We start from the raw sequence: 12542 nt of genomic DNA on the forward strand, positions 1-12542 counted from the left end.
TATATTTGCAGTGTTTAACCGATTAAATAGCCTATGGGCAAACCTATTACTCGGAAAAAATTCTGTTGGTTTACTGATAGGTAGTCGGTGTTGTTAATAGCTTTGGCATCAAAGCTAAATTTTTTGCCGGATATTTTAATCGGTTAAATATAAAATTCAAATAACAAATGAACAGATCATGAGAAAGAAATTGCTAACCGTATTGAGTCTGCTGCTTGCTTATTCGGCAGTAGCCCAAATAGAAGGAGATGTGTACACTTGTGATGACGAATCTTATCGTTTATTGAAAGATTTATCGGATTCACAATTAAACAGAGGGGATATTTTTGTTTTTACAACAACCCATCAGGATTTGGCGTGGCTGAATAACCTGGATGCCTGTATAGCGGACCGTGATACCTTGTGGCTGACTCCTTTCCTGAAACGTCTGGCGGAAGAACCTGATTTTCGTATGGATATCGAACAAACCTCCATTCTGCGTGAATATATACACCGCCATCCGGAAACAAAGCCGCTTTTCAGTAAGTATATGAATGAAGGTAGGATCTGTGTCGGGGGGACTTATATACAACCTTATGAAGAGATGTACTCGGGCGAATCGCTGGCGCGTCAGTTCTATTTGGGGACCCGGTGGCTGAAAAAGAATTTTGACGGATATAACTCATTGTCTTATTTCAATGTGGATGTGCCTGGCCGTACTTTGCAGATGCCGCAGATCATGAAAAAGGCAGGTATAGATAATCTGGTGATCAGCCGGCATGAGCGCGGATTGTTCTATTGGGAGGCTCCTGACGGTTCGAAGGTACGTTCTTATACGCCGGGGCATTATATCTATTTTTACAATGTGCTGGCAAAAGAGGATACGGCTGCCATGAAAGAAATGGCTAAGGAATCGGTTTTGTGGTATACTAAATACAACGATGTGAAAAAGGCCCGTACCGTAATGCCTGCCATGTTGAACTATGAATTGTCGTGGGATCGGAAACCGGTGGAAAATTGTCCTGTCTTTATGGAAAAATGGAATAATATCCGGTATATCCGGAATGAACAGACCGGAAAAAAGACTAAAGTGAAACTTCCCCAATTCAAATATGCAACGGCGGATGAATTTTTTCATACCCTGGACCATTCTACATCGGCTTTACCGGTTGTCAAGGGAGAGCGTCCGAATGTGTGGCTCTATATTCACGGACCTTCCCATGAGCAGGCATTGACTGCCAGCCGGAAAGGCGACCGTTTACTTCCGTCGGCGGAAAAAATGTCCTCTTTTCTAGCCTTGGCAAGCGGCTCGTTTGACAGGTATCCGTCCGATTTACTGAATGAAGCATGGGAAGCTAAGATTTATCCTGACCATGGCTGGGGAGGTAACGGAGGAATCATGACGGATAATACATTTCAGCGTAAATATGAATTTGCTCTGGGGGTAGCCGAAAAGGTGATCGATGCGCAGGCCTCAACTTTGGCCTCGGGAGTGAAAACTGAGTCTGCCAAAGGGCGTGCGGTCGTTTTGTTCAATAATCTGTCTTTCGTCCGTACAGCTCCGGTGAGTATAGATGTTCGTTTTGAAGAAGGATATGCACGGCAATTGGCTGTTAAGGATTATCAGGGAACAGCTGTCCCCTCCCAACTGACCGGTGCTGTCTATTATCCGGATGGCTCGATAGAGAAAGCCCGGGTTCATTTTGTAGCTGAAAAGGTGCCTTCCATGGGACTGAAAACCTATTATCTGAATGCATCGGATGCTCTTGCCGACATTTCCCGACCGGCGGCCAGCGTGATAGAAAATAAATATTACCGGGTGGAACTGGTGAATGGAGGTATCAAACAGATCACGGATAAAGAGAGTGGCAGGCAATTGCTGAATACCGGTAAGTTTCTGGGTGGCGAGGTGATCACCATGCATTCGTATGGTAATGGTGCCGGAGAATTTGATGCGGTGCAGCAGCCGGATATGGAAGGTTTTGACAAAACGTCCGCTCATCCGTCGGCTTGGACGATCGTGGAGGAAGGTCCGGTCTTTTCTGCTTATAAGCTACGTACTCCTATCCGTAATGCCGTGATCGAACAGGTGATCCGTGTCTATCACCAGACTAAAAAGATTGATATGGATGTGGCTTTGCTGAATTGGGATGGTGTTATGTTCCGCGAATACCGTCAGATGTGGCCGCTGGCATTCAAACAGTCGGTCGTTTCTTACGAGGTTCCTTACGGTGCTTTGACTGTCGGGCAGGATGAGATGCCGGGAGCGGCAGGCGAACGTTATTATGTGGAGAACAAGAAACAGCGTCCGCGCGGTATAGGAAACTGGTTAAGTGCCACGGACGGGGAATGGGCTGTGACGTTAAGCTCGTCGGTTGCCGTTGCCGATTATGTCGATCCGACCGATAATCCGGTCGATTATACGGTGCTTCAGCCGATCTTACTGGCTTCCCGGAAGAGTTGCCATCCACTGGGGAATGATTTCTTTCAACCCGGAGATCATTTCTATCATTTCTCACTGACTTCACATCCGGCAGGAGGGCGGACAAGGGAAAAGTTCGGTTTGTCAGCCAATGAACCGCTGGTTGCTGTTTACAATCCGATAGCTTATAGTAATGCAGCTATTCCGGAACAGTATTCGTTTGTGTCGATCGATAATCCGAATGTGATCATTACGGCAGTAAAGAAATGCGAGGATGATAACAGCCTGATTATCCGTCTGTATAACTGTACGGATAAAGAAGAGAAAGTGATATTGGATCTGGCTGCCTCCCCGAAACAGATAATCCGTACAAACCTGATCGAGGAAGAGGATGTTCCGGTAGACGGGATTGTATTGGGTAAATATGCGATTGAAACTTATAAAATAATACTTTGAATAAAACGAACCTATGAGAATGAAGCAAATGAAATCGGGGGTAATGCTCCTTTTGGCGGGAATAGGACTATTGGGGGGATGTACCTCTTCAAAACAGGAGGTGTCCGGAGAACCTGAATCTCTGGTACAATATGTAGAACCACGTATAGGAACGGCACATTGCCGCTGGTTCCATTTTGCTCCGGGGGCATTGCCTTTCGGATTGGCTAAACCGGCTCCGGCGACCAATGCACATGTGGGGAATAAATCAGGCTGGGAGGCTACCGGATATGATTACAGGGATACGTCGATAGAAGGATTCCCTTGTCTGCATGAATTTCAGGTGGGTGGTATCGTACTGATGCCGACGGAAGGCCCGTTGAAGACTGTACCCGGGGCGGTCGGTTCTTCCGGGGAAGGCTATCGTTCGGCTTTCGACCATGCGGACGAGATCGCTACAGCCGGTTATTATTCCGTTCTGTTGAAAGATTATAATATAACCGCGGAGCTGACGGCAACGAAACGGGTTGCTTACCAGCGTTTTTCATTTCCGGAAAGTGAAAATAGCCGTATATTGTTCGATATAGGTAACCGGCAGGGGGATAGCGGACCTGTACAGGATGCTGAGATTATCATTACTGACGATGGCTTGGTAGAAGGTTGGGTGACAACATTGCCCGAATACAGTAAAAAGTATCAGGCAGGAGCCACGGTCACCATGTATTTTTCTGCCCGGTTGGATAAAAAGCCTGATTCGTTCGGCACTTTCATCGGTGAAAAGGTGCAGGAAGGGGCACGTGCCGTCAAAGGTGTCGGAACCGGAGCCTATCTGACTTATAAAACGACTGAGGGAGAATCCATTACTGCCCAGGTCGGTTTGTCGTATACTTCTGTGGCAAATGCCCGTTTGAACCGGGAGACAGAGACGGATCACGGAAAACTTTCATTCGATGAGGCCCGCGAAGCTTCCCATAAAACCTGGGAGGAGTATTTGGGTCGTATCCGGGTGGAAACGCCGGTTCGTGAAGATAAGGTGAAATTTTATACCGGGTTGTATCATGCCGTATTGGGACGCGGATTGGCCAGCGATGTCAACGGGGCTTATCCCCGCAATGACGGAACTTGCGGACAAATACCTTTGAAAGAGGGTAAACCTGCGTTTTCTTTTTATAATACCGATGGTATCTGGGGTGGGCAATGGAATCTGATACAGGTTTGGGCACTGGCTTATCCGGAGTACCTGTCTGATTATGTGAGCACTCATCTACAGGTATATAAAGATGCCGGTTGGTTGGGAGACGGGATTGCTTGCAGCCGTTTTGTATCCGGGGTAGGAACGAATCAGCTGGGGAATGTGATCGCTGCCGCTTATCAGTGCGGTATACGTGACTTTGATGTGGAGACAGGGTATGCTGCTGCCCGTAAGAATGAATTGGATGGTGAAAACCGTCCGATGGGGGCGGGTAAGCTGGATACGGATAAGTTCGTGAAGTATGGATACGTGCCTCATCTGGACAAAGGGACCGGGGCTGATGAAGCCTGGATGTTCTCTGCTTCACATACGCTGGAGTATTCTTTTGGTGCTTATGCCGTTGCCCAGATGGCTAAACAGTTAGGTAAGACGGACGATTATGAGAAGTTGATGGATCTGTCGAAAGGCTGGGAACGTATCTATGACCCTGAACTGAACTTGATCCGCCCTAAAACGGAGGACGGGCGTTTTATCGAAAATTTCGACCCGATGCAGGTCTGGCGCGGATTCCAGGAAGGGAATGCCTGGCAGTATACTTTCTATGTGCCTCATGATGCTAAAACATTGATCGGGAAGATGGGAGAGGATGTCTTTAACCAGCGGTTGGATAGCATCTTCCTCGTTTCTCAGAAAAAGATATTCAGCGGAGGAATGGAAATCGATGCATTTTCGGGTCTGCAGTCTTTGTATAATCAGGGGAACCAGCCTTGTCTGCATATTTCCTGGTTGTTTAACGAATCCGGTCGTCCGGACTTGACTCAGAAATGGGTGAGAGCTATTTTAGATGAATTTTACGGGACAGACGGGATACATGGTTATGGCTACGGACAGGATGAGGATCAGGGGCAGCTGGGTGCCTGGTTCACGATCTCTTCGATTGGGCTTTTCGATATTACCGGGTTATCTGCTGCGGATCCCTCTTTTTCCGTGGGGAGCCCGTTGTTCGATAAGATAACCATACAGCTGAATGAAACATATTATAAAGGCGATTCATTTGTCATCGAAGCAAAGAATAACAGCAAGGCAAATACCTATGTACGGAAACGGTTGTTGAACGGGGAAGCGTTGGACGGGTTACGTATTCCTTTCAGTACGGTTACTTCCGGCGGTCGTTTGGAGCTGGAAATGTCTGCTTTGCCTGTAGAGACGAATTAAAAAGAAAAATGGGTGCCTCTGGGGTTTTAACTATAATTTTTCATGAATTTATATATCTTTGCGTGTAAGAATCTGGAAAGTATATAAAGAAAGAATTTATGAAAACACTACTTGTTACTACCTTGGGGGCATTTGTTATTACACTTGTATTTGTTGCCGGAGGGTATACTTTGTATCGTATAGAAGTCAATTTCACAGTGTCGGTCGTGGTGCTGGGTATTGCCTGGATGGTTTCGCTCTGGTTACTATATTCAACAGTTTTCAGTAAAAAGAAGAAAGGGATCATTTCCTGGCGGAAGCATTAATTCCGGTCAGTCTTTCGAACTGTTATTTATATCTTTCCACGTATCTTTTATAACATACCATAGGACGCAAACGATCATTACAAGCATGACTGCACTGCCTCCTACGCTGATGATTGTTTTTATGTATTGATCCATCTTTTCTGTGATTAAAGTTTGTAGATTTTAAGATTACCCGCTAAAGGTAAGCATAAGATTTTCAAAAAAAAGATTTCCTGGTGAAAAGTGCCGATGTTTGTCTGATTTCTATTTCTCGAAAAAGGCTAAAAATAATAGCCGTTGTTAAAAAATCCATATATTTGCATTCCTATGGAGGTCAATCGGGAAGCTGAATATATGGAAAAACTGGGACAGGGGGATCATAAATCGTTTGATGCCCTGTTCGTATTATATCATCCGAGAGTGAAGAACTTCTTATTGGGGTTTGTCAAGGATGAGGAAGAAGCTTGCGATATGGCACAAGATATTTTCTTTAAGGTCTGGACGAATCGCGAAAGTATCTCCCGGGTCAGTTCCCTGAAAGCTTATCTTTACCGGATGGCACGGAATATGGTATATGATTATTTTGAGCACAGCCTGGTGAAAGAAAATTATGAACAGAAAATCCAATTGTCTTCTAACGGGTATTCGGATCTGATCGAGGAAGATATTTACGCCAAGGAGTTGTCTCTCCTGATCGATATCGCTATTGAACAGATGCCGGAACAGCGGCGGCGTATTTTTAAGATGAGCCGGAAAGACGGGTTGTCGAATGAAGAAATCTCCCTGAAATTGGAAATAAACAAACGGACTGTTGAAAACCATATAACACAAGCTCTTGCCGACTTGCGTGAGATTCTGAAAAATACTTCTTTATTGCTTTTTTGAAAAAAAACGTCTTTTGACTGTGTGTGCTCTCCCGCTCTCCCGTCTTTTATATAAACGGGGAATGAAATGGCAAATAGAACAATACATACATTAATCTCGAAATTCTTCGGAAATGATCTTCCGGAAGCTGTTCAGCATGCTTTCGGTAAATGGTTCATAGGAGGAGCGCATCAGCAGGAAAAAGAAGAGGCCATGCAGGTGCTTTGGGAAGAGGTGCCGGCACAGGCGGATGAGCGGACGCTGGAGGAATTGAATAAAATCCATGATCGTATACAAAAAAATTCACATCCGGCGGCAAAACGAACTTTGCATCGGCTGCTTATACGGGCCGCAGCTATTTTACTGTTGCCGTTGATCGGTGCTGCCAGTGCTTATTTTGTTATGCAGCATCAGCCGGAGGTGCTCGAACCCGAATGGGCGGAATGTTTTGTCCCGAATGGTGAAAAGAAACAGATCACACTGTCTGACGGTTCTGAGGTTTGGTTGAATTCCGGTTCGTTACTGGTTTATTCTGCCAAGTTTGAAGGTAGCCGGCGTTCGATTTACCTGAACGGGGAGGCGAGTTTCAAAGTGGCCAAGGATCCGGAGAAACCGTTTATTGTAAAAACCGGTCATATGGAAATAGAGGCTTTGGGTACGGTCTTTAATGTGGAAGCTTATTCGGATTCCGAACTGACCATTGCGACATTGGAGGAGGGGAAGGTCCGGGTCGATACGGATCTGGCAAAAGGTGAGCCTATTATTTTGCATCCGGATGAGCAGGTGGTGTACAACAGCCAGCTGAAAACGGTTTCAAAAACGGTGGTGGATGCCGGCAGGGTTCTACAGTGGAAACATGGTTACCTGACGTTTCAGGGGGCTTCTTTCGATTATATTGTAAAAACGATCGAACGGAAGTATGATGTTACGATCAATTATGAAACGGGAAAGTTTGCGGGACGTAGTTTTACCATGAAATTCAGACCGGATGAGGGATTGATCCAGGTGTTGGATATCTTGAAAGAGATGGTGAACGGATTGAATTACAGGATGAAAGGTAATATAATATACATCAACTAAAAAAGGAGGATACTTTTATGAAAAAAAGAACCCGGGAAGACGACGCCAATCAGAACTCCCCGGATTTGAAATCGTAGTGAACACCCATTAATAAATCACTTAAAACAGGTGATAAATAATATAGTATTCAACTTTAAAATCTAATTTTACAAAGATATGGAAATATACCTGAAAACACAACGGAATAAACGGAATAGTTTGTTCCGGGTATCAATAATGTCTTTTCTTTTCTTCTTCTTGCAGTATTCCATAATTTGGGGACAGAATGTTACTTTCTCCGGAACTAGTCTGACCGTTAAAAAAGCATTTACAGAAATCGAGAAACAAACGGATATGTCGGTCGATTATGATGAGTCAGTTCTGAATATTCACAAGAAAATAAATGTATCTACCGATAGCAGAGGGCTGGATGAGGCATTGAATCTGATTTTGCAGGGAACAGGTTGTTCTTATGTGATCAAAAATAATCATATAGTTATTTCTGCAGAAGCGAAAGAACAGGATAAGAACAATGATAATACATTGGTGATAACCGGTACCATAACAGACGAACATGGAGATCCTATCATAGGTGCGAATGTGATGGAGAGAGGTACAACCAATGGCTGTATTTCTGATATAAACGGTGGTTACTCTTTGAATGTTAAGAGTAATTCTGTTCTTCAGATATCCTATATAGGTTATATCACGAAAGAAATTGCGGTGAATAACCAGAAAGTAGTCAATGTCCGTTTGATAGAAGACACACAGAATCTGGATGAAGTAGTCGTTGTCGGTTACGGTGTACAGAAGAAAGTGAATCTGACCGGTGCTGTTTCAGTAGTGAAAGGGGAGGAAATGACCAAGCGTCCTGTAACCAATGCTACTTCCATGCTGCAGGGGCAGATTCCTGGTTTACGTGTCGTGAACGGTTCGGGACAGTCCGGAAATAATAAGGTGAGTTTGCGTGTACGTGGTCAAGGTACATATTCTGATGCGGGCTCTGATCCGTTAGTATTGATAAATGGCGTTCCGGGAGATCTTTCCGCACTAGATCCTAATGCCATAGAAAGTATATCTGTGCTGAAGGATGCTGCTTCTGCAGCTGTATATGGGGCACGTGCAGCGAACGGTGTTGTGCTGGTGACAACCAAGACTGGTATAAATAAAAAGACATCGATCAGTTACTCGGGAAATTTTGCCGTTTATTCTCCGACTCGAATGTTGAAGGTTGTAACTAATTCGGTTGATTATATGAATTTGTGGAATGAGGCGAAGGCAAATTCCGGAATATCTTCCGGCTTATATCCGCAGGATGTCATTGATCAATATAAAAATGCGCGACCGGGCGATCCGGAATATCCTAATTATGATTGGTTGGGAGAACATATTCACAGTGCATTCTCTCATAATCATAACGTGGCCGTTTCAGGAGGTTCTGAAAAGATGTCCTATAATGTCTCTATGTATTATGCCGATGAGAATGGAACAATGGATGGACATGGATATAAGAAGTATAATTTTACGGCTGATTTACAGAGCCAGATAACCAAATGGATGAAATTCGGTTCGTATGTTGGTTTTATGCGTGGAGATAGAAAACGTCCTTATGAGGGAGGTGTGGACGGAAGTTTTACTTCTATTTTTGCACAGGCTCCGACTTATGGTCCACAGCGTACTGACGGTTCATGGGTTTATAAAGCTTATCCATGGGAAAGTAACAATAAGAATGTGATTGCTTTGGTTGGAAATGATGCCTTACGTAAAAATACGAGTTATGATGTGAATGCGCAGGTATGGCTGACAATTGATATTGCCAAAGGATTATCATGGCATACCAAAGGTGCAGTCCGTATGATTGCTGAAAGAGAAAAGGAATGGCGTCCGCTGGTAAATCTTTACAATTATCATACAGGCGAGTACATGAATGAGTTGGATGTCGGTGCAAAGGGATTGAACTCGAATGATTATCATACATTCTATACTTATTTGTATTCTTATTTGAAATATGATGTATCTACAAAAGATCGGAATCATAACTTTGGTCTTCAGTTAGGATATTCACAGGAAACGAATGATTATGACTGGCTGAAGGGATATAGAAAAGATTTTCCGTTCCCGTTGACAGAGATCGATGCCGGATCAAAGGAACTGCAGGAAGCTGAAGGAAATCTGGAACAATGGTCATTGATGGGAGTTTTCGGACGTTTTAATTACAATTACAAAGAGCGTTACCTGTTTGAAGCTAATTTCCGTTATGATGGTTCATCCCGTATCAATCCCGATGACAGATGGGGTATATTCCCTTCTTTCTCTGCCGGTTGGAGACTAACAGAAGAACAATTCATGCAAAATCTTCATTGGTCGTGGTTGAACAGTCTGAAAGTGAGAGCTTCGTGGGGACAGTTAGGTAATCAAAATATAGGTGTATATCCTTATCAGGCTGTTATGGAAAATGAAGGAAATTATACATTCGATAATTCGTCTTTATCCACAGGGTATGCACAAACAAAATATGCGAACCGAAACATTACCTGGGAGACAACGACTGTGACAGATATAGGTTTGGAAGCTACGGTTTTTAATGGACTGAATGTTACATTTGACTGGTATAAAAAAAGCACGAAAGATATTCTTCGTAATGCCCAGGTGACAGGTTCTTTAGGATTGGAGGCTCCTGTTATTAATAATGGTGAGATGGAAAATAAAGGGTTTGAAGTAAATGTACAGTATGTGAATAATATCAAAGGTGGTCTTTTCAAAGGATTGACATATAATGCCGGTTTCTATTTCGATCGCAACAGGAATAAGGTAACTAAGTTTGGTTCTGAAGAAATTTCCGGACATTATCTGCGTAAAGAGGGGTTACCTTATAACTCTTATTATATGCTGGATTGTATAGGGATTTTCAAAGACGAAGAAGATGTGAAGAATTCTCCGAAACAGTTCAATGATAATACATTGCCGGGTGATTTGAAGTACCGTGATGTGAATAATGACGGTGTGATCGATAATGATGACCGTATGGTGATAGACGGACGCTTCCCGAAATTTGAATATGCAGTAAACTTATCGGCTAACTGGAAAGGATTTGATGTCTCTATTTTGATGCAGGGGGTTGAAGGTAAGAAACATTACGTGACAGATTGGGGATTACAGCCGTTCCGTCAGGGAAGTGCACCGACAATCGATTATGTGAAATACCGCTGGACGGAAGACAATCCTGATAATGCGAAATATCCCAGAATGTATTTTGATAACTTTGGTGGCAGTAAGAATACGAGAAAAAATTCATACTTCCTGAAAGATGCTTCTTATTTACGTTTGAAGAATGTTACGATCGGTTATACGATCCCTGCTGAGCTGACGAGAAAATTATTGGTAGAACGGATACGTGTATTTTTCTCCGGTGATAACCTGGCGACGATCACTAATTATCCGGAATTAGACCCTGAAAGAGAAGATGACGGTCGTTTCGTCGCTTATCCTCAGAATAAGATTTGTTCATTTGGTATTAACGTCCAATTTTAATTCGATATGGTTATGAAAAAAGCTAAATATTATTTGCTTCTGATATTGGTAGTTGTAATGAGCGGATGTGATGATTTTTTGGAAAAGAATCCGCCATCCAAACCCTCAGAAAATACTTTCTGGAAACAGAAAAGTGATTTGGATATGGCTTTGACAGCCTGTTATGGCACAATGACTAAGTTTGATCACGGTTATTTTTCATTTGGTATGCCTCAATGGGATAGCTTTGTCGATAACTGTCGTAGTGTGGAGGAAGGAATCACTTTCGATGTTTTCCAGGGAAATATAGACCCGTCGACAGCCGGTATTATTCAGGATGTTTACAAAGGAGCTTATGTCGGAATAACCCGTATGAATTTGTTCCTCTATCAATTGGATAAGTATGAAAATACGGATTTGTCGGAATCGGAAAGGAACTTCAGTAAGGGACAGGTTCTTTTTTTGAGAGCATTCTATTATTCCTTTTTATACAGATGTTATGGTGATATTCCGTTGATCGTGGAACCTTTGGATTTGGAAACACAGTATCAGCCGAAGGTTGAAGCGGCAAAGATTCTGGAGCAGATTTATACGGATTTGAATGATGCAATCAACTTGTTACCAGATAATACCTATCTGGAATTGCCTGGCAGAGTAACCAAAGGGGCTGCTCTTGCACTGAAAACCAGAATGATGCTTTATGATGCCTATAATACGGATGGCAAAGCCGATGTGGAAAAAATGAGGAATGCCTTATCCGTTGCAGAACAGATAAAAGGATATAGATTGTGTGATGATTTCGAAAGTATTTTTCAGGGATCCGCCCAGGAAACAAATCCGGAAATTATTTTCTCAACTAAGTATCTGGCACCTAATAACTGGCATAAAAGTGATTTGTGGTTTGGCGCGTGGCTACGTTGTGCACCTCTGACCAATTTTGTAGAGGAGTTCGAATTTAAGGATGGTACACCTTTCTCTAAAGAAAGTGATCTGTATAATCCGGAGAATCCGGTAGAGAACCGTGATCCCCGACTGGATATGTCCGCTTTTTACCTGCAATTGAAAATAGGTGATGTTGAACAACCTGTTACGGGGGATTTACCAACTAAATATGGTTTGAAGAAGTTTGTGACCCGTGACAAAACTCAATATCCGATCGGATATAATACACGTAGTGATCAGGACTGGGTACATTTCAGATATGCTGAGGTACTGCTGGCTATTGCCGAAGCGGAAAATGAAGTGAACGGTCCTACGCAGAAAGTGTATAATGCTATCAACAGTATACGTGCCCGTAAAGGGGTTGATATGCCTCCGTTGCCTACAGGTTTGAGCCAGGCACAGATGCGTGAAAAGATTCGTCATGAACGGCGTATTGAGTTAGCTTTTGAAGGTCATCGTTATTTTGATTTGAAACGTTGGCGTATTATTGGAGAAATAATGAATAACTTTGACGAACCGACATTGCCGTTGTATAAATCCGTGTTTGAGGATCGTTTCTACTTATGGCCGATACCTCAAAGCGAAATCGACAAGAATAACGGCGTATTGGTTCAGAACCCGAATTACAAATAAAAGAAAG

Annotated in this window: 8 protein-coding genes; 7 read left to right on the forward strand and 1 reads right to left on the reverse strand. The window is 43.3% G+C overall.

The window, feature by feature from the left end:
* Positions 1 to 178 precede the first annotated feature (178 nt).
* From P3L47_RS08535 to P3L47_RS08545, 3 genes are all read left to right on the forward strand, one after another.
* On the forward strand, positions 179 to 2857 hold the full coding sequence (locus P3L47_RS08535; protein ID WP_277783331.1) for a glycoside hydrolase family 38 N-terminal domain-containing protein: 2679 nt from the start codon (positions 179 to 181) through the stop codon (positions 2855 to 2857).
* A 13-nt stretch (positions 2858 to 2870) separates the two neighbouring features.
* Entirely contained in the window at positions 2871 to 5243 is a 2373-nt protein-coding gene (locus tag P3L47_RS08540) for a GH92 family glycosyl hydrolase (protein ID WP_427910548.1), read from the forward strand.
* Between the two features lie 98 nt (positions 5244 to 5341).
* Positions 5342 to 5548 carry a hypothetical protein gene (locus P3L47_RS08545; protein WP_277783332.1) on the forward strand — a complete coding sequence of 69 codons (207 nt, stop codon included), beginning with the start codon at positions 5342 to 5344 and terminating at the stop codon, positions 5546 to 5548.
* A gap of 6 nt (positions 5549 to 5554) precedes the next feature.
* Here the strand turns inward: P3L47_RS08545 and P3L47_RS08550 are convergent, their stop codons facing one another.
* The gene (locus P3L47_RS08550; RefSeq protein ID WP_255419295.1) at positions 5555 to 5683 is read right to left on the reverse strand and encodes a hypothetical protein; all 129 of its coding nucleotides are present in this window, start codon (positions 5681 to 5683) and stop codon (positions 5555 to 5557) included.
* Positions 5684 to 5854: 171 nt separating this feature from the next.
* Between P3L47_RS08550 and P3L47_RS08555 the strand changes: the two genes are divergently transcribed.
* The 4 genes from P3L47_RS08555 to P3L47_RS08570 all read left to right on the forward strand — a co-directional run bounded on the left by P3L47_RS08555 (position 5855) and on the right by P3L47_RS08570 (position 12535).
* Entirely contained in the window at positions 5855 to 6412 is a 558-nt protein-coding gene (locus P3L47_RS08555) for an RNA polymerase sigma-70 factor (RefSeq protein WP_277783333.1), read from the forward strand.
* A 66-nt stretch (positions 6413 to 6478) separates the two neighbouring features.
* Positions 6479 to 7471, forward strand: coding sequence for a FecR family protein (locus P3L47_RS08560; RefSeq protein ID WP_277783334.1), 993 nt, complete (start codon positions 6479 to 6481; stop codon positions 7469 to 7471).
* Between the two features lie 156 nt (positions 7472 to 7627).
* Positions 7628 to 10981, forward strand: a complete 3354-nt coding sequence (locus P3L47_RS08565; protein ID WP_277783335.1) for a TonB-dependent receptor — start codon at positions 7628 to 7630, stop codon at positions 10979 to 10981.
* Positions 10982 to 10993: 12 nt separating this feature from the next.
* A complete protein-coding gene (locus P3L47_RS08570; RefSeq protein WP_277783336.1) occupies positions 10994 to 12535 on the forward strand; it encodes a RagB/SusD family nutrient uptake outer membrane protein in 1542 nt (513 codons plus the stop codon).
* Positions 12536 to 12542 lie beyond the last annotated feature (7 nt).

Origin of the sequence: Parabacteroides chongii (genome assembly GCF_029581355.1) — a bacterium.
Lineage (GTDB): Bacteria > Bacteroidota > Bacteroidia > Bacteroidales > Tannerellaceae > Parabacteroides > Parabacteroides chongii.